The sequence below is a fragment of the Caballeronia telluris genome (assembly GCF_001544495.1).
Taxonomy (GTDB): Bacteria; Pseudomonadota; Gammaproteobacteria; order Burkholderiales; family Burkholderiaceae; genus Caballeronia; species Caballeronia telluris.
The window spans coordinates 129,743-147,610 of sequence record NZ_FCNZ02000012.1 but is presented as its reverse complement, the minus strand read 5'-3'; the positions used below and the strand labels follow the sequence as shown (position 1 = coordinate 147,610).

Sequence of the window (17,868 nt, the reverse complement as noted above, 5' to 3'; positions counted from 1 at the left end):
ATTCAATGGGATTCTCGCCCTTCGCGGTTTGTCCGGGAAACGACTCTGCGCGTCACCGCGATGCGTTGCTGAGCTTGTGCCCGGCATCGCCCGCGAGCTTCACGTAGCCGTAGATCGACACCAGCGTGAGCACGCCCGCGCCGAGAAAGGCGAGACGAAAGTCGTCGAGCGTGAAGACGTGCGCCTGCGTGGCGGCGTTGTCGTGGAAGGCCGAAGCCGCGCGCAACGCGAGCGCACCGAACGCGATGCCAAGCCCGATGCTCATCTGAGCCGCCGCGTTCCACATCGTGTTGGCAGCGCTCATCTGCGGCTGCGGCACGTCCGCATAGGCGAGCGTGGCGAGCGACGAGAACTGCATCGAGCGGGTCACGCCGTAGACGAACACCACGAAGAGCGTGAGCGCGAGCGGCGCTGCGGGCGTGAGCAGGCCGCACGCAATCGTGAAGACGCCGCAGAAGGCGCAATTGATGATCACGACGTTCCGGAAGCCGTGCCGCCTCAGGATGGCGGTCGTCAGCGCCTTCATGCCGAGGTTGCCGAGCGCGCTCGCGAGCAGCAGCAGTCCCGAGTGAAACGCGGACAAGCCGAAGCCGATCTGGAACAGCAGCGGCATCAGATAGGGCACGGCGCCGATGCCGATGCGCGTGAACGTGCCCGTGATCACCGTCACGGAGAACGTCGGGATTCGAAGCGTCGTCACGTCGATGAGCGGATGCGGGCGCCGCAGCGCGTGCTGGTAGGCGAGCACGCCGATCATGAGACCCGCGACGATGACGGCGAGCCCGATCCACGGATTGGTGTCCGGCTGGCTCGCCAGGTCCGCGCCGTAGAGAATCGCGGTGAGCGTCAGGCCGCTCAGCACGAGCCCGCCGACGTCGAACGGACGGCGCTCTTCGCTACGCAGATTCGGCACCCACTTGAGCACCGCGATCAGCACGGCGAAACACACCGGCAGGTTCAACAGGAAGATCCAGCGCCACGATGCATAAGTGGTGATGAAGCCGCCGATCGGCGGCCCGACCACAGGCGCGACGATGCCGGGCCAGGTGATCGTCGAGATGGCCTGCATCAACTGCTTCTTGTCGATGCTGCGCACCACGGTCAGGCGGCCGACCGGCACCATCAGCGCGCCGCCGATGCCTTGCAGGACCCGCGCCGCCGTGAACTGCACCACGTCCTGCGAGATGCCGCACAGGAGCGACGCCAGCGTGAACGTCACGATCGCGGTGAAGAACACGCTGCGCGAGCCGAAGCGGTCGGCGACCCAGCCGCTCGCGGGAATGAAGATGGCGAGCGCGATCATGTAGGCGCTCATGCCGAGGCTCAATGCGTTCGGACTCGTGCCGAACGAATGGGCCATCTGCGGCAGCGCGGTCGCGATGATGGTGGTGTCGAGGTACTCCATGAAGAAGGTCGCGGCCACGACGTAGGGAAGCGGGCCGAGCGAGGCGGAACGGGCGGTCGGATCTTTCATGCTCTGACTGATGGCGATGACATGCGAAGGGTGGGAGGCATGCTACCAGCATTGCCTCTCACCTCGCTCGGCGCGGGGACCGTCGCGTATTCCACACACTATGGCGTCGGATCGCGTCACTTTTTTCAGAGGAATGGCGAAAATCCTTATACTTTCTGCTCCCACGGCTCTGAGGATGAATCATGTGGCAGACGCAGTGGCACGAGATGCCGGCTTTTCTGAAGCAGATCGACTGGCCGAGCTGGCTCGCGATCGTCGGTACGTCGAGCGCCGTCAGCGCTTTCGTCGTCCTGGCGATGCAAGGTCTGCGCGACCGGTTTGCGCATCGGCGTGAACGTCGCGATGCCGCTCTGGAAATCGCCGTCTCGCTCGAAGGCTACGCGCGCTCGTGCCGGGCGATGATGCACCGCGCGGACTGGGCGCTCGCCGAAGTCAGCCGCACGGGCAGTCGCGACGCGCTGACGAGCGTCATGCTGCCGGCCTTCCTGTTCCCCGAGCGCGTGCAATGGCGACGGCTCGGCCACAAAAGCGTATCCGAATTGCGCGACTTTCCGGCGCGGGTCCATGCGGGCAGGGAAGACCTGGGTTCGTTCGCGGAGTTCGGCGATCCGCTCGCGATCGGCGAGGAAGTGGGCCTGGAAAGCGCGAAGGCCGCACGAGATGCGCTGGCGCTCGCGCGGACGACGCGCAAGAAGCACGGTTGCGTGCCGTGGCGTCCGGGTTCGAAGGACGCTGATCTCAGCCGCGAACTGGTGAACTACATTTCGAGCGCGGAAGAAAAGCGACAGACGCATCGCGATCGTCACGCGTCCGGTTTTTCCCCCACGCATGCGCCGACGCTTAAATCCGTGGCGCTCGAATAGCCGGTTCTGACTAAAGCGCCGCGCCATCGGTCATAGTCCCAGACAGATCGCTCCACCCGCGACCACCACGCACGCCAGCCAGCGTTTCTTGCTGACGGCTTCCCGCAGAAACACCCGTCCGATCAGCACGGCGAACACGACGCTCGTCTCCCGCAACGCCGACACCGTGCCCATCGCGCCCGATTGCATCGCCCAGATCACGATGCCGTAGGCCGCGATGGACACCAGTCCGCCTGCGAGCGACGAAACGATGGACACCGGCGCGGCGCGTATCGGCGTCAACAATGCGTCGATGCCGCGCATCGCGACGAACAGCACCGGCATCAGCCAATAGAACATGAACATCCACGCGGTGTAGGCGAGCGCGTGGCCGCTCATCGAGCGCACGCCGATGCCGTCGATCACGGTATAGACGGCGATCGTCGCGCCGACCGTCAGAGCGGCGAGCGCCCCCGAGCGCGACACGGACCCGCCTCCGAGCGCGAGCGAAATGATGCCGCCCGAGATCATCGCGATGCCGAGCGCGTGCAACGGCCCGATCGCTTCGTGCGCAAAGAGCGCCGCGCCAAGCGCGACGAGCAGCGGCGAGGAGCCGCGCGCGATCGGATACGCCTGCGCGAGATCGCCGCGTCGATACGCGCGCACGAGGCTCACGTTGTAGACGATATGTACGAGCCCCGACGCGATGATGCACGGCCAGGCGGCGTCGGGCGGCCACGGCACGAATGCGACGACGCCCGTGGATACCGCCGCGATGGCGATGCTCATCCACGTCATCGAGAGAAAGCGGTCGCGGTTGCCGTGCAGCATCGCGTTCCAGCTTGCGTGAAGCAGCGCGGCGAAAAGGACGAGACCGCCGGTATAGCTGAGCATGCGTATCGAAGTTCGGGAAGGGGCGAAAGGAAAGCTTAACTATCTTGTGATGCCCTGACAAACCAGATAAATTGGGCGATCGCAATAGAAAAACTCCTGCGAATGCAACGACCCTTGCCGCCACTCAACGCGCTGCGCGCTTTCGAGGCCGCCGGCCGCCTCGGCAGTTTCAAGGACGCGGCAGCCGAATTGCACGTGACTCACGGCGCGGTGAGTCAGCATGTGCGTCTGCTCGAAACGTGGCTCGGCGCACCGTTGTTCGAGCGGCACAACCGGCGCGTGTCGCTCACCCCGGCGGCGCGGGCTTATCTGGAAGAGATCGGCCCGCTGTTCGGGCGACTCGCACAGGCCACCGCGCGATACGGCTTGCCCGCGACGGTATCGCGAATGCTGTCGGTGAACGCGCCCGCGACGTTCACGTTGCGCTGGCTCGTGCCGAGACTCGCGCGCTTTAACGCGGCACACCCCGGCATCGACGTGAACGTTCAGACATCGAACGAGTCGGTCGAGCGTCTCACGGATGCGTGCGACGTCGTCATCCGTGGCGGCCCGGACACGTTTTACGGTTATTCGATGCGGCCGTTCCTGTCCGAAGAGCGGCTCCCGGTTTGCAGCCCGGCGCTTCTGCAGCGCGTGCCGCTCACGCAGCCCGGCGACATACGCCGGCACACGCTGCTGCATACGTCGAGCCTTCCGCGGCTCTGGCCGGACTGGCTCGCGAAAGCATCGATGCCCGCGTTCCAGCCCGCCGCCGTCCTGACCTTCGATCACTTTTATCTGACGCTGCAAGCCGCCATCGAGGGGCTGGGCGTCGCGATGGGACCCACAGCGCTCGTCGCCGACGATCTCGCCGCCGGCCGGCTGGTCGCGCCGCTCGACGGTCCTCGTCTGCCATCGCGAAGCTATTGCACTTACGTGCCGGACGACAAAGCCCCGAACGAACTGGTCGCGGTGTTCCGCGCATGGCTCGAACGCGAGGGAACGCGCTCGCAGACGGCTTCATCCCGGTGCCCGAAGCGATGACGAGCGGACCAAGATGCCGCGCGATGCCTCGCTGGTACGTTGCAAGTTGCACGCAATCGGTCAATGATGAGGGAATGTCTTTGCAGCGGGAGCGACCGTGAATACCAAGCAAGGTAAAAAGGTGCACCTCGAGGCTGCCGCGTCGCATCACGAGCAAGCTGCGCGATTTCATCGTGAGGCATCGCAGTATTACGAGGCCGGCAGCGATCAGGATCATGCTGCTCATCAGGCGGTATTGGCGCAGGGCCATGCACTTCATGCCATCGATGAGTCTAACGTCGCCGTCAAGCATGCGGGCGCTTCTTCACCGGCCGGATCGGGTGAAAGCGACCTGACGGCCGCGCAACATCATGCGGCGGCGTCGGAGCTGCATGTGCAGGCGGCGCAACATCTGAGACGCGCGGTCAAGGTCTTCGATACGGACCGCAGCGCGGTCGCTCATGAGACGCAAGTCGGATTTACTCTTGCGCTACGGGCGATAGCGCACGGCAACGAAGCGGCCAAGCAATATGTGACGACGCTGCGGGAAAAGGGCGCGTCCTGACATCGTCTTACCCGCAACGTGGCCTCGGAAGCCTCCGCACTTTCCCTATGTTACGATCGTAACAACGATGTTATAAACTGAGATCAATCTATCAAAAAGGTGTTGTGCGCCGCACAAACCCAAACGATCTCATGCTCGATGCTGCCTCGAAATCCGTTCTCGCGTGGCCCGGCTCAAGCCGGCCGCATCCGGACACGCTCACGCGCAATCCCGGCGTTCCGTTCGACCTCGCATGGCTCGACGGCTTGCGCGTGAATCAGTCGGCCGTGGCCCGGCGCGCCTCGACGCTCGGCACGCGGCGCGCGGTCAAGAAAGACGCACAGGCGGCATGGTTGCTCAAGGCCATCACCTGCATCGACCTCACGACGCTCAACGGCGACGACACCACCGCGCGCGTCGAACGCCTCTGCGCGAAGGCGCGCCGTCCGTTGCGCGACGACCTGCTCGAAGCGCTCGGCATGGCGCCCGGCTCGATCAAGACCGGCGCCGTATGCGTCTATCACCGTTTCGTGAAGGCGGCGGTCCACGCGCTCGACGGCAGCGGCATTCCGGTCGCGGCGGTATCGACGGGCTTTCCCGCCGGACTCATTCCGCATCCGTTGAAGCTGCGCGAGATCGAGGCGTCGGTGGCGGACGGCGCCGCCGAAATCGACATCGTCGTGACGCGCGAACACGTTCTAACCGGCAACTGGCAGGCGCTCTACGACGAGATGCGCGACTTCCGCGCGGCGTGCGGCGAAGCGCATGTGAAGGCGATTCTCGCGACCGGCGACATCCGCACGCTCTCGAACGTGGCGAAGGCGTCGATGGTCTGCATGATGGCCGGCGCCGATTTCATCAAGACCTCGACGGGCAAGGAAGGCGTCAACGCGACACTCGACGTCTCGCTCGTGATGGTGCGCATGATCCGCGAGTACCTCGCGCGCACGGGCGTGGCGATCGGCTTCAAGCCGGCGGGCGGCGTATCGACGGCCAAGTCGGTGCTGGAATACCAGATCCTCATGAAGGAAGAACTCGGGCGCGACTGGCTCGAAGCGGACCTGTTCCGCATCGGTGCGTCGAGCCTGCTGTCCGACATCGAGCGGCAGCTCGAACATCACGTGAGCGGCCGCTACTCGGCGTTCAACCGTCATCCCGTCGCGTGAGCACGCGCCTTTTCTCGATTCGTCGATTCAACCAGACATCCTCATGAGCGTAGCCGAATACTTTTCTTCGATGGAATACGGACCCGCACCGGAAGACGATCGCGCCGCGCGCGTATGGCTCGATCAGCATGCGAGCGGCTTCGGCCATTTCATCGGCGGCGCGTGGCGCGCGCCTTGTGCAGCCGATCAGGCCGAGCGCTTCGAATCGCGGGAGCCGGCAACCGGCCGCGTGCTCGCATCGATCGCACAAGGCGACAGCGCCGATGTCGCCGCCGCGGTCGACGCCGCGCAGGGCGCGCTCGCCGCATGGCAGGCGCTCGGCGGCCCGGGCCGCGCGCGCCACCTGTATGCGCTCGCGCGCATGGTGCAGCGTCACAGCCGGCTTTTCGCGGTGGTCGAATCGCTCGACAACGGCAAGCCGATCCGCGAGACGCGCGACATCGACATTCCCCTTGTTTCGCGGCACTTTTATCATCACGCGGGCTGGGCGCAGTTGCAGGAGCGCGAATTCGCCGACTGGGCGCCGCTCGGCGTGATCGGCCAGATCGTGCCGTGGAATTTTCCGCTGCTGATGCTCGCGTGGAAGATCGCGCCCGCGCTCGCGATGGGCAATTGCGTGGTGCTCAAGCCCGCCGAATACACGCCGCTCACGGCGCTCCTGTTCGCCGAGCTCGCGACGCGCGCGGGTCTGCCTGCGGGCGTGCTGAACGTCGTGACGGGCGACGGCCGCACGGGCGCGGCGCTGGTCGAGCACGCCCGCGTCGCGAAGATCGCGTTCACCGGATCGACGGAAGTCGGGCGGCAGATTCGCGTCGCGACAGCGGGATCGGGCAAGTCGCTCACGCTCGAACTCGGCGGCAAGTCGCCGTTCATCGTCTTCGATGACGCCGATCTCGACAGCGCGGTCGAAGGCGTCGTCGATGCGATCTGGTTCAATCAGGGGCAAGTGTGCTGCGCCGGCTCGCGGCTGCTCGTGCAGGAAGGCATCGAGGCGCGCTTCGTCGAGAAGCTCAAGCGCCGCATGGAAACGCTGCGCGTCGGGCCGTCGCTCGACAAGGGCATCGACATGAGTGCGATCGTCGATACCGTGCAGCTCGAACGCATCCGCGCGCTCGTGGCGCTCGGCGAAAGCGAAGGCTGTGCGATTCATCAGCCGGCGAGTCTCAGGCTGCCCGAAGGCGGCGCGTTTTTCCCGCCGACGCTCGTCACCAACGTCGCGCCCGCATCGACGCTCGCGCAAGAAGAGATCTTTGGCCCAGTGCTCGTGACGATGAGCTTTCGCACGCCCGAAGAAGCGGTCGCGCTCGCGAACAACACGCGCTACGGGCTCGCGGCGAGCGTATGGAGCGAAAACATCAGCCGCGCGCTCGACGTCGCGCCGCGTTTGCAGTGCGGCGTCGTATGGATCAACGCGACCAATCTCTTCGACGCGGCTGTCGGCTTCGGCGGCTATCGCGAATCGGGTTTCGGGCGCGAAGGCGGACGCGAGGGAATCTACGAATATTTGCAGCCGCGCGCGTGGAGCAGACTTCCGGTTCGCAAGAAGGCCGCCGCGCGCCCCAACGAGACGCAGGCGCCCTCCGACGCGAACGTGAGCGCGCTCGACCGTACCGCGAAGCTCTTCATCGGCGGCAAGCAGGCGCGTCCCGACAGCGGCTATTCGCGGCTCGTGCATGCGCCTTCGGGCGCGATCGTCGGCGAAGTGGGCGAAGGCAATCGCAAGGACATTCGCAATGCGGTCGCGGCGGCGCGTGGTGCGCAGAAGTGGTCGAGCGCGAGTGCGCACAACCGCGCGCAGGTGCTGTACTACCTGGCCGAAAATCTCTCGGCGCGCTCGGCGGAATTCGTGCGCCAGCTCGTCACGCGCACGGGCGCGAGCGAACGCGATGCCGCGCGCGAAGTCGAAGCGTCGATCACGCGTCTTTTCACCTACGGCGCGTGGGCCGACAAGTTCGACGGCGCGGTGCATGCGCCGCCGTTGCAAGGCGTCGCGCTCGCGATGCACGAGCCGCTGGGCGTGATCGGCGTGGTGTGTCCGGATGAAGCGCCGCTGCTCGGTTTCGTGTCGCTCGTCGCACCGGCGCTCGCGCTCGGCAACCGCGTGGTGGCCGTGCCGAGCGAGACCTGTCCGCTGATGGCGACGGATTTTTATCAGGTCGTCGAGACGTCCGACGTGCCGGGCGGCGCGCTCAATATCGTGACGGGCGAATCGCATGCGCTTGCGAAGACGCTCGCGCAGCACGACGATGTCGACGCGTTGTGGTGCTTCAATGGCGCCGAACTCTCGTCGATGGCGGAGCGCGAATCGGTCGGCAATCTGAAGCGCACGTTCGTGGATCGTGGCCGCGCGTTCGACTGGCACGATGCCGCGAGCGAAGGCCTGCCGTTTCTCCGTCAGGCGGTGCAGGTGAAGAACATCTGGGTGCCGTACGGGGACTGATACCCAATCAACTTAAGGGCGAAGACTTCACGACGAAGCGCGCCCATGCATGGAGGAGACGCTGTGCTGAAGAACATCGATCCGCTGTTGAACGCCGACATCCTGCACGCGTTGTGCGCGATGGGACACGGCGACGAAGTCGTGATCTGCGATGCCAATTTTCCCGCCGATTCGGTCGCGCGACAGACCGTGCTCGGCAAGCTGCTGCGCATCGACGGCGCGAGCGCGCCGCGTGCAATTCGCGCCGTGCTTTCGGTGATGCCGCTCGATTCGTTCGTCGATCATCCCGCCGAGCGCATGGAAGTGGTCGGCGATGCGAGTGCGCTGCCCGCCGTTCAACGCGAAGCGCAACGCGAAGTCGACGACGCCGAAGGTCGCGCGATGCCGTTCGCCTCCGTCGAGCGCTTCGCGTTCTACGAGCGCGCGAAGCAAGCCTATTGCGTGATCGCGACGGGCGAAGCGCGCGGCTATGGCTGCTTCATCTTCAAGAAGGGCGTCGAACTCGCGCCGGACGCGCCGGAGTCCGCGCAATGAGCCGTCGCAGCGTAGTGATCCTCGGCATCTACGTGACGGACCTCGCGTTTCGCGCCGAGCGCATGCCGCTGATCGGCGAGACGATTCCCGGCTCCGCCTTCGCGATGGGCCCGGGCGGCAAGGGCTCGAACCAGGCGGTGGCGGCGGCGCGCGCGGGGGCGGACGTGATCTTCTGCACGCGCATCGGTGCCGACGCGTTCGGCGAGATCGCGCAATCGACTTGGCGTGCCGAAGGCATCACGTCGCGCGCGACGGTGCTGGAAGACGTGTCGACGGGCGCAGCGCACATCTTCGTCGACGAGCGTACCGGCGGCAACGCGATCATCGTCGCGGCCGGCGCGGCGGGCACGCTGTGTCCCGCGGACGTCGAGGCGATCGAGTCCGACATCGCGGATGCGGCGGTGTTCGTCACGCAACTCGAACAGCCGATTCCGGCCGCGCGGCGCGGCCTCGAACTCGCGCGCAAGCATGACGTCACGACCGTGTTCAATCCGGCGCCCGCGTTGCCGCTGCCCGACGACATCTATCCGCTTTGCGACTACATCACGCCGAACGAAACCGAGGCGACGGCGCTGACGGGCATCGCGATCGCGTCGGTCGACGATGCACGCCGGGCCGCCGATGCGCTGCTCGCTAAAGGCGCGCGCGCGGTGATCGTGACGCTCGGCGAGCAGGGCGCGCTGCTGCATTCGGCGCACGAATCGGTGCTGGTGCCGGCGTTCGACTGCGGCCGCGTGGTGGAAACGGCCGGTGCCGGCGATGGCTTCACCGGCGGCTTCGCGGCGGCGCTTGCGCGCGGCGAATCCGCGTTCGATGCGGTGCGCTTCGGCTGCGCGCTCGCGAGCCTCTCGGTGACGCGCGCGGGCACGGCGCCTTCGATGCCGGCGCTCGCCGAGATCAACGCGGTGCTCGCCGAGTGCGGAACCGTCGCCGTGAACGGAGACTGAGCGATGAAAGCGTCGAAGTGGCTCGCCGATCGCCAGCTCAACTTTCTGGTCGGCGTGAACCTGCTCGTCGTGATCGCGGCGACCTGGCTCTCGAACGGCCAGTTCCTCGATATCGACAACCTCCAGTCGATGGGCGGACAGTTGCCCGAACTGGGTCTGCTCGCGCTCGGCATCATGCTTTCGATGGTGTCCGGCAACGGCGGCATCGACTTGTCGGGCGTCGGGCTCGCGAACCTGTCCGGCATGGTCGCCGCGATGGTGTTGCCGAAGCTCGTCGTCGCCGACGATTCTCCCGCGCTCTACACCGCCGTTTTTACAGGCATGGTGCTTATCGTCGGCTTGCTCGGCGGTCTGCTCAACGGCGTCGTGATCGCGCGCTTGAGGCTCACGCCAATCCTTTGCACGCTCGGCACGCAACTGCTCTTTACGGGTATCGCGGTGGTATTGAGCAACGGCGCGTCGGTGCGAGTCGAATACGTCGATCCGCTCTCGAACATCGGTAACGGCACCTTCCTGCAAGTGCCGATCTCGCTCTGGATCTTCATCGCGGCCGTGCTCGTGCTCGGCTGGGTGCTCAAGCGCACGCCGTTCGGGCTGCGCCTCTATCTGATGGGCACGAACCCGAAAGCGGCGTTCTACGCGGGCATCCCGCGCGCCCGCATGCTGATCGTGACCTATGGCATGTGCGGCGTGCTCGCCTCGCTTGCGGGACTCATCAGCGCGGCACACACATCGAGCGCGAAGTGGGACTACGGCAACTCGTATCTGCTGATCGCGATCCTGATCGCCGTCATGGGCGGCGTGAATCCCGCTGGCGGTTATGGACGCATCGTCTGCGTGTTCCTTGCCGCGACCGTGTTGCAGTTCCTGTCGAGCCTCTTCAACCTGCTCGGCGTCTCGCAGTTTTTCGGCGACTGCGCATGGGGCTTCCTGCTGCTCGCTTCGCTCGCCTTCGCAGGCGGCGAGCGCGTGCGCGCGATCTTCGGTATCGGCGGCGCTGCGCCCTCGCCCAAAGTGCCGCCGCCGCCCGCATCGACGGGACGCTAGTTCTTCCTCTGCATCTTCATCACATTTGCAGCACATTCGAACCATAAAGGAGACATCGCATGAAACTCAAACGACTCGGAACCGCGCTCACCGCGATTGCACTCGCCGCCGGCGCAATGGCCGCCGCACACGCCGCGACCAACGAAACCATCGTCACCGTGGTGAAGGTGACCGGCATCAACTGGTTCAATCGCATGGACGACGGCGTGAAGGAATTCGGCAAGGAAAATCCGGGCGTAACCGTCTATCAGACAGGCCCGGGACGCGCCGATGCCGCGCAGCAATTGAAGATCATCGAAGACCTGATCGCTAAGAAGGTTACGGCGATCGCGGTCGTTCCCTACGATCCGCCGACGCTCGAACCCGCGCTCAAGAAGGCGATGGATCGCGGCATCAAGGTCGTGACGCACGAAGCCGACAACGCGAAGAACACGATGGTCGACCTCGAAGCATTCGATAACACGGCTTATGGCGCGGGCCTGAACGAACGCCTTGCCAAGTGCATGAACTCGCAGGGCAAGTGGGCCGTGCTGGTGGGCTCGCTCGGCAGCCGCTCGCAGGTGCAGTGGGCCGACGGCGGTATCGGCAACGCGAAACAGAAGTACCCGAAGATGGATCTCGTCGAGCCGAAACTCGAAACGAATAACGATGGCGAGCGCGCGTATCAGGTCGCGAAGGAAGTGCTGCGCAAGCACCCGGACCTCACGGGCTTCCAAGGGTCGTCGTCGCTGGATGTGATCGGCATCGGCCGCGCGGTGGAAGAGGCGGGCAAGGTCGGCAAGATCTGCGTGTACGGCACGGGCCTCCCGACCGAAGCGGGCAAGTTCCTCGAAAGCGGCGCGATCAACGGCATCGCGTTCTGGGACCCGAAGCTCGCCGGCCTCGCGATGAACAAGGTGGCGAAGATGCTGGTGGACGGCAAGACGGTCGCTGACGGTGCCGATCTCGGCGTGCCGGGCTACACGAAGGTCACGGTCAGCAAAGGTCCGGGCAAGGGCGTGATCGTGCGCGGCACCGGCTGGGTCGATGTCGACAAGTCGAACTACAAGCAGTATCCGTTCTGATGCGCAGGCGGCACGCTTCGGTTTTAATTATCGACGGCGAAGCGTGCCGGCCCGTTAAAAGCAAAGCAAGGCCATGATGAATTCAGCACCGCTTCTCGAAGTCGTCGACATTCACAAGCGCTTCACCGGCGTCTATGCGCTGCGCGGCGTGAGCCTCTCGTTCAAGCGCGGGCAGATCTACCATCTTCTCGGCGAGAACGGCTGCGGCAAGAGCACGCTCATCAAGATCATCTCGGGCGCGCAGCCGCCCGATGAAGGCGAACTCGTGATCGAAGGCCGTCGTCATGCGCGGCTTTCGCCGCTCGAAGCGCTTTCGGCGGGTATCGAAACGGTTTATCAGGACCTGTCGCTGCTGCCGAACATGAGCGTCGCGGAGAATGTCGCGCTGACGTCCGAACTTGCGGAACACGCGGGGCGCCTCGCGCGCACGTTCGATCGCCGAGCGCTCGCGGCAACCGCTGCGCGCGCGCTCGAAGCCGTGGGCCTGCCCGGCGACGCCGATTTCCAGGCGACTCTCGTCGAGCAACTGCCGCTCGCGACGCGTCAGCTCGTCGCCATCGCGCGCGCGATTGCGAGCGCGGCGAAATTCGTCATCATGGACGAGCCGACGACTTCGCTCACACAGAAGGAAGTGGACAACCTCATCACCGTGCTCGCGAAGCTGCGCGCCGACGGCGTTGCGGTGCTGTTCGTGAGCCACAAGCTCGACGAGTGCTACGCGATCGGCGGTGAAGTGATCGTGTTGCGCGACGGCCAGAAAATGGCGCAAGGTCCGATCCAGGATTACACCAAGGCGCAGATCAGCGAACTGATGACCGGCAAGCATCTTTCGACCGAGCGTTATCGCGAGGCGGGTGCGGAAGCCGCGCGCGAGATCGTGCTGGACGTGAAGTCGCTCGGTCGCCGGGGCCAGTTCGCCGATGTGTCGTTTGCGTTGCATCGCGGCGAGATTCTCGGCGTGACGGGACTGCTCGATTCCGGACGTAACGAACTCGCGCGTGCGCTGGCTGGCGTCGCGCCGTCCGACCACGGCACGGTGACGCTCGACGGTTCGCTCGTGCGCCTCTCTTCCCCGGCCGATGCCAAGCGGCAGCGCATCGGCTATGTGCCCGAAGACCGCCTGAACGAAGGGCTCTTCCTCGACAAGCCGATCCGCGACAACGTCATCACCGCGATGATCTCGAGTCTGCGCGACCGCTTCGGACAGATTGACCGCAAGCGCGCGCAGGAACTGGCCGAGAGCACCGTGAAGGACTTGCAGATCGCGACACCCGATGTCGACAAGCCGGTGCAATCGCTCTCGGGCGGCAACCAGCAGCGCGTCTTGATCGGCCGCTGGCTCGCGATCGATCCGCGTGTCCTGATCCTGCACGGGCCAACCGTCGGCGTCGACGTGGGATCGAAGGACATCATTTATCGCATCATGCAGCGGCTCGCGCAGACGGGTATCGGCATCATCCTGATCAGCGACGATCTTCCGGAACTGCTGCAGAACTGCGACCGAATCCTGATGATGAAGAAAGGCCGCGTCGCGAACGAATATCGCGCCGAGCAGATGGCGGAAGCCGATCTTTATCACGCTCTACTTTCCGAGGCAGCATGAGCGAGTCCGTCCGTCGTGTATCTCATGAAGCGATGCCGCAATCCGTGCAGGAGCTGGCGCCGCGCGTGCGGCAACTGAGCTGGACCGCACGGCTGATGCGCAATCCCGAGTGGTTCACGGTCGCGCTGATTCTCGTGACGTGTTTGATCGTCGGCACGCTGAATCCGCGCTTCTTCCAGTTCGCTACGCTCTTCGACCTGCTGCATTCCGGCACGACCGTGTCGCTTTTCGCGCTCGGCACGCTGGTCGTGCTGGCATCGGGCGGCATCGACGTGTCGTTCACCGCGATCGCCGCGCTCACGATGTATTCGCTCACCAAGGCCGTGTTCGCGTGGTGGCCGGATGCGCCGTTCGCGCTGATCCTGGTGGCGGGCGCGCTGGGCGGCGTCGTGCTCGGCATCGTCAACGGGCTGCTCGTGCATCGGCTGAAGGCGCCCTCGCTGATCGTCACGATCGGCACGCAATATCTTTACCGCGGTTTGCTGCTGACGTTCGTCGGCACGCAGTTCTTCATGAACATCCCGCACAGCATGGATAGCTTCGGGCGCTTGCCGCTCTTCTTCTATCACACGGGCGACGGCTTGCGCGCGGTGTTACCGGTCTCTGTGATCGCGCTCGTGATCGCGGCCGTCGTGACCTGGTGGTTACTCAACCGGACGATGATGGGACGCGGCGTCTATGCGATGGGCGGCAGCCTGCCGATCGCCGAGCGGCTCGGCTACAACCTGCGCGCGATTCACCTCTTCGTGTTCGGCTATACGGGAATGCTCGCGGGCGTCGCCGGTATCCTGCATGTATCGACGAACCGGCTCGCGAACCCGTTCGATCTCGTCGGCACCGAACTCGATGTGATCGCGGCCGTGATCCTCGGCGGCGCGCGCATTACCGGCGGCACGGGGACGGTCGCGGGGACGCTGCTCGGCGTCGTGCTCGTGACGCTCATCAACAGCGTGCTGATTCTCGTCGGCGTGCCGAGCACGTGGCAGAAAGTGATCATCGGCGCGTTCATTCTGATCGCGGGAACGCTGTTCGCGCTGGGCCGCAGGAGCTAGCGGCCCGACCGTGGCACGGGAGACGTGCCACGGTTTGCCGACGCGTGCAGGCGTCTAGTTGAAGGGCCTCACTGCCTGCAGAATGGCGGTTTGCGGGCGCGCGATGTAGTAGCCCTGCACGAAGACCTCGGGATGCACCGAAAGCCAGCGTAGCTGTTCCATCGTCTCGACGCCTTCGACCACCACCAGAAAACCCATTCGATCCAGTAACTGAAGGATGCTGGTCAACAACGTGCACGCACGCGTCGAAGCCGGGACGCCTGCAATGAACGCGCGGTCCAGTTTGATCGTCTGGATGCGCGTGGACCCCAGCATCGCAAGTGACGAATACCCTGAGCCGAAATCGTCAAGTGCGAAGCGCACGCCCAGCTTTTCGAACGGGCGCGTGTAGTCGCTGACATTCAATACCTGTGACGCATTTTCGGTTTCGAGCAACTCCAACTCGATGAGCGAGGGCTCGATCTGGTTACGCGAACAAGCCTCCACGATGCGTTCACTGAGTTCCTTGTCAGCGAGTTGCGACGGCTGGATATTGATGGCGGCGCGCGCCGACGATACGCCGCTGTGCTGCAGGCCGGCGAGTTGGCGGCAGGCCGTCTCCAGCACGAAGTAGCTGATTGCCCGTGCGGTAACGGCGTCTTCCAGCGCTGTCATGAAGCTGCCGGGAAGCAGCACGCCGAGTTCCGGGTGTTGCCACCGGATCAGACATTCGACGGCCAGGAGATCGAGTGTCTTTGCCTTCACGACGGGCTGATAGGCGACCGCGAATTCGCCGTTGCGCAATCCCTCACGCGCGCGTTGAGGCGACAGGCTGCCCCCGGGATGTGTGGAAGCCATCGTGCGCAGGATGTCCACCCTTTCCCTGCCGTTCATTGGATGTTGATTATCGTTCACGAGACATCCCTGCAATCGGTGAAGTGAAGAGATCGTCTGCATGCGCGATGCGCAACAACGCAAGGCGACATGGACCGTAAGCATTTGCTTACGTCGCGGGCATCGATGCAGTACGGCTTTGTTGAACGGTCTTGCTATAAGCTCATACCAAACCCCATTGCCGAAGTTGCGCGTGTTCGTGTATCACCCACGCGCGATCATAAATTCGGAGTTCGAAACGTTGCGTTGATTGATGTATCGAAAATATCGGCTTCCTCGCTTTAATTGTAAAAATGTACGCTACGACACTATGTTCGCTTTCCTGGCCTGTCCAGGAAATGTCAAAATGGTCCCGATGAATGGTCAAATGAGGACACGGCAAGCCGGGAGGTGAGCATGCGCCGGAATCCCATGGATGCGCTGCCCTATTCCGGCTCGATTCCTGAGATCCGCTACAGCAACCGCGATCGTCCCGATATGCAGATCGAGGTGCTGTCGCTATCCGATCTGATCGCGCGTGTACCGGCCGATCATTTCGATCATCCGCAGCGGCCCGAATTTCACTTGCTGATTCTCTGCCTGGAAGGCAGCGGCAAGCACTGGATCGATTTCGTTCGCTACGACTGGACGCCGTACACGATCTTCCACATCCGGCCGGGGCAAGTGCAGCAGTTCAGGCTGCAGCCCGGCATGGAGGCGAAGATCATCCTGTTCACGCCGATGTTTCTGGCGTCGGACATGAGCGCGCCGGACCGGAGCGCTTGCGGCAGTCTGACGTGGCGCGTGCGGCCCGCTACGGTGCTGCATCCGCCGCGGCGCCCGGAATGGCGGGCGATCGAGGACATCTACCTTCTCGCGGAGGAATATCGCGAGGCGGACGGTTCCGCGCTGTCGGATAGGGTGCTCCAGCTTCAACTGCAGACGCTGATTGTTCGGCTCGTCCGCATTTCGGATCAGGCGGAAGCCGCTCTTTTAGTACCCGATGTCGCGCATCGCACTTATGTGCGCTTCATCGAAGCGCTCGAGCAGCGCTACATGCACACGCGGCGCGTCGAAGACTATGCGGCAGCGCTCGGCTATACCACGCGAACCTTGACGCGCGCGTGTATGGTGGCGAGTCAGTCGACGCCCAAAAAGCTGATCGAGAAACGTGTCACGCTGGAAGCGAAGCGGCTGCTCGTGCACACCGACCTCTCGATCAAGGTGATCGCCCAGGAGGTCGGGTTCGGGGAGGACACTAACTTCGTGAAGTTCTTCCGGCGTATCGAAGGGGTCTTGCCGAGTGCGTTCAGAGCGCGGTTTCGGGTGAGGTGACGCGGCGTTGCTCGCGGCGCGACATCACTTCGCGCGTCGCACGGCTTGCCCGCTCTCGGTGATGATCGAATCGAAGTCGTCGAGTTGTGAGAAGCGCACGGCCTTCACCTTGCCGAACTTGCTCGAATCGACGACGAGATGCCGTTCCACCGCGCTCGCCATCGCCGCCTGCTTGATCGCGACCTCATGAAAGTTCCAGCAGGTCACGCCGCGCGCTTCGTCGACGCCGCCCGCCGAGAGAAACGCCTTGTTGATGCCCATGCGGCGCAGTGTTTCGACGCTCTCGTCGCTCGCGAACGAATCCGACGACGGCACGTAGACGCCGCCCAGCAGGATCATCCGCACGTTCGGCCGGCGCCGCAGGATTTCCGCCACGTTCAGCGAATAGCAGACGACCGTGAGGTGCATGTCGGCGGGAATCTGGCGCACGAGCGTAGTGAGGGTCGTGCCGCAGTCGATGAAAACCGTCTCGCTGTCCACCAGCAAGCGCGCCGCCACGCCCGAAGCCTCCGCTTTCGCCTGCGCGAAGTGGTCCTTTTCTTCTTCGATGGTGTAGCCGGCGGCATTGGGCACGTCCGCGGCGCTCACGATGTAGCCGCCGAGATACGTGAACTGCGCCGGGCTCGCGGCGATGTCGCGCCGCACGGTCATCTCGGACACGCCGAGCAGCGCCGCGGCATCGCGCAGGCGCATCACGCTCTGGTTTTCGAGGGCACTGGCAAGCAGTCGCAGACGATCGGTTTTTGCCATCGGAGGGTCTGCGGTCGAACACCAAGAGGCGCCGCGCGCAGTGTTAGATTCTGGTCGGATGATGAAAGAATTATAACAACGCAAGTTGAGAATGAGGACGGAAGCGGGCGTCTACGGGGTAAATCCCGAGTCGGATGGTCTTGGTGGTTTCTTGCGAAAGAAGCCCGTGCCGAAACGAAGCGTACGGAGGCGCGAGGGCGCATCTTGGGCCTGCGCCGCCGTAATCACAAGGCCGATGCGTCTGGCTTGAGCAGACGCTGGCAATTGGAGAGAGGCGCTGTCGTGCAAGGCCAAGAGCAAGAAGGACCAATGTGCTCTGCGA

The 17,868-nt window shown here is 64.4% G+C and carries 16 protein-coding genes; 12 read left to right on the top strand and 4 right to left on the bottom strand.

What is annotated here, in order from left to right:
- Positions 1-52 precede the first annotated feature (52 nt).
- Complete coding sequence (locus AWB66_RS17285; RefSeq protein WP_087631400.1) at positions 53-1,474, bottom strand: MFS transporter; 1,422 nt, start codon at positions 1,472-1,474, stop codon at positions 53-55.
- Between the two features lie 182 nt (positions 1,475-1,656).
- Here AWB66_RS17285 and AWB66_RS17280 point away from each other — a divergent pair, with 182 nt between their 5' ends.
- Positions 1,657-2,337 carry a hypothetical protein gene (locus AWB66_RS17280; RefSeq protein ID WP_087631399.1) on the top strand — a complete coding sequence of 227 codons (681 nt, stop codon included), beginning with the start codon at positions 1,657-1,659 and terminating at the stop codon, positions 2,335-2,337.
- Between the two features lie 30 nt (positions 2,338-2,367).
- Here AWB66_RS17280 and AWB66_RS17275 read toward each other — a convergent pair whose 3' ends face one another.
- Positions 2,368-3,210 carry a DMT family transporter gene (locus AWB66_RS17275; protein WP_087631398.1) on the bottom strand — a complete coding sequence of 281 codons (843 nt, stop codon included), beginning with the start codon at positions 3,208-3,210 and terminating at the stop codon, positions 2,368-2,370.
- Positions 3,211-3,312: 102 nt separating this feature from the next.
- Here AWB66_RS17275 and gcvA point away from each other — a divergent pair, with 102 nt between their 5' ends.
- The 10 genes from gcvA (at position 3,313) to AWB66_RS17225 (ending at position 14,609) form a co-directional block, all read left to right on the top strand.
- Positions 3,313-4,233: a transcriptional regulator GcvA gene (gene gcvA / locus AWB66_RS17270; RefSeq protein ID WP_087631397.1), complete on the top strand. Its 921-nt coding sequence runs from the start codon at positions 3,313-3,315 to the stop codon at positions 4,231-4,233.
- Positions 4,234-4,330: 97 nt separating this feature from the next.
- Positions 4,331-4,777: a hypothetical protein gene (locus tag AWB66_RS17265; protein ID WP_087631396.1), complete on the top strand. Its 447-nt coding sequence runs from the start codon at positions 4,331-4,333 to the stop codon at positions 4,775-4,777.
- A 131-nt stretch (positions 4,778-4,908) separates the two neighbouring features.
- Positions 4,909-5,922: a deoxyribose-phosphate aldolase gene (gene deoC / locus AWB66_RS17260; RefSeq protein WP_087631395.1), complete on the top strand. Its 1,014-nt coding sequence runs from the start codon at positions 4,909-4,911 to the stop codon at positions 5,920-5,922.
- Positions 5,923-5,965: 43 nt separating this feature from the next.
- Positions 5,966-8,362 carry an aldehyde dehydrogenase family protein gene (locus tag AWB66_RS17255; protein ID WP_087631394.1) on the top strand — a complete coding sequence of 799 codons (2,397 nt, stop codon included), beginning with the start codon at positions 5,966-5,968 and terminating at the stop codon, positions 8,360-8,362.
- 63 nt (positions 8,363-8,425) lie between these two features.
- Positions 8,426-8,896 carry an RbsD/FucU family protein gene (locus AWB66_RS17250; RefSeq protein WP_087631393.1) on the top strand — a complete coding sequence of 157 codons (471 nt, stop codon included), beginning with the start codon at positions 8,426-8,428 and terminating at the stop codon, positions 8,894-8,896.
- The gene (gene rbsK / locus AWB66_RS17245) at positions 8,893-9,843 is read left to right on the top strand and encodes a ribokinase (RefSeq protein WP_087631392.1); all 951 of its coding nucleotides are present in this window, start codon (positions 8,893-8,895) and stop codon (positions 9,841-9,843) included. Before AWB66_RS17250 ends, rbsK begins: the two co-directional genes overlap by 4 nt.
- 3 nt (positions 9,844-9,846) lie before the next feature.
- Complete coding sequence (locus AWB66_RS17240; RefSeq protein ID WP_087631391.1) at positions 9,847-10,890, top strand: ABC transporter permease; 1,044 nt, start codon at positions 9,847-9,849, stop codon at positions 10,888-10,890.
- A gap of 59 nt (positions 10,891-10,949) precedes the next feature.
- On the top strand, positions 10,950-11,954 hold the full coding sequence (locus AWB66_RS17235; protein WP_087631390.1) for an autoinducer 2 ABC transporter substrate-binding protein: 1,005 nt from the start codon (positions 10,950-10,952) through the stop codon (positions 11,952-11,954).
- A gap of 73 nt (positions 11,955-12,027) precedes the next feature.
- Positions 12,028-13,557 carry a sugar ABC transporter ATP-binding protein gene (locus AWB66_RS17230; RefSeq protein WP_087631389.1) on the top strand — a complete coding sequence of 510 codons (1,530 nt, stop codon included), beginning with the start codon at positions 12,028-12,030 and terminating at the stop codon, positions 13,555-13,557.
- A complete protein-coding gene (locus AWB66_RS17225; protein ID WP_087631388.1) occupies positions 13,554-14,609 on the top strand; it encodes an ABC transporter permease in 1,056 nt (351 codons plus the stop codon). Before AWB66_RS17230 ends, AWB66_RS17225 begins: the two co-directional genes overlap by 4 nt.
- Positions 14,610-14,663: 54 nt before the next feature.
- On the opposite strand, the gene AWB66_RS17220 is transcribed toward AWB66_RS17225, so the two are convergent.
- Positions 14,664-15,503, bottom strand: a complete 840-nt coding sequence (locus tag AWB66_RS17220; protein ID WP_159462912.1) for an EAL domain-containing protein — start codon at positions 15,501-15,503, stop codon at positions 14,664-14,666.
- Between the two features lie 375 nt (positions 15,504-15,878).
- Here AWB66_RS17220 and AWB66_RS17215 point away from each other — a divergent pair, with 375 nt between their 5' ends.
- Positions 15,879-16,796, top strand: coding sequence for an AraC family transcriptional regulator (locus AWB66_RS17215; protein ID WP_087631386.1), 918 nt, complete (start codon positions 15,879-15,881; stop codon positions 16,794-16,796).
- A 24-nt stretch (positions 16,797-16,820) separates the two neighbouring features.
- Here the strand turns inward: AWB66_RS17215 and AWB66_RS17210 are convergent, their stop codons facing one another.
- On the bottom strand, positions 16,821-17,546 hold the full coding sequence (locus AWB66_RS17210; protein WP_087631385.1) for a DeoR/GlpR family DNA-binding transcription regulator: 726 nt from the start codon (positions 17,544-17,546) through the stop codon (positions 16,821-16,823).
- Between the last annotated feature and the right edge of the window lie 322 nt (positions 17,547-17,868).

Coding starts and splice junctions, on each gene's coding strand:
- AWB66_RS17285 (WP_087631400.1), bottom strand. CDS start 1,474: ATGAAAGATCCGACCGCCCGTTCCGCCTCGCTCGGCCCGCTTCCCTAC.
- AWB66_RS17280 (WP_087631399.1), top strand. CDS start 1,657: ATGTGGCAGACGCAGTGGCACGAGATGCCGGCTTTTCTGAAGCAGATC.
- AWB66_RS17275 (WP_087631398.1), bottom strand. CDS start 3,210: ATGCTCAGCTATACCGGCGGTCTCGTCCTTTTCGCCGCGCTGCTTCAC.
- gcvA (WP_087631397.1), top strand. CDS start 3,313: ATGCAACGACCCTTGCCGCCACTCAACGCGCTGCGCGCTTTCGAGGCC.
- deoC (WP_087631395.1), top strand. CDS start 4,909: ATGCTCGATGCTGCCTCGAAATCCGTTCTCGCGTGGCCCGGCTCAAGC.
- AWB66_RS17255 (WP_087631394.1), top strand. CDS start 5,966: ATGAGCGTAGCCGAATACTTTTCTTCGATGGAATACGGACCCGCACCG.
- rbsK (WP_087631392.1), top strand. CDS start 8,893: ATGAGCCGTCGCAGCGTAGTGATCCTCGGCATCTACGTGACGGACCTC.
- AWB66_RS17240 (WP_087631391.1), top strand. CDS start 9,847: ATGAAAGCGTCGAAGTGGCTCGCCGATCGCCAGCTCAACTTTCTGGTC.
- AWB66_RS17235 (WP_087631390.1), top strand. CDS start 10,950: ATGAAACTCAAACGACTCGGAACCGCGCTCACCGCGATTGCACTCGCC.
- AWB66_RS17230 (WP_087631389.1), top strand. CDS start 12,028: ATGATGAATTCAGCACCGCTTCTCGAAGTCGTCGACATTCACAAGCGC.
- AWB66_RS17225 (WP_087631388.1), top strand. CDS start 13,554: ATGAGCGAGTCCGTCCGTCGTGTATCTCATGAAGCGATGCCGCAATCC.
- AWB66_RS17215 (WP_087631386.1), top strand. CDS start 15,879: ATGCGCCGGAATCCCATGGATGCGCTGCCCTATTCCGGCTCGATTCCT.
- AWB66_RS17210 (WP_087631385.1), bottom strand. CDS start 17,546: ATGGCAAAAACCGATCGTCTGCGACTGCTTGCCAGTGCCCTCGAAAAC.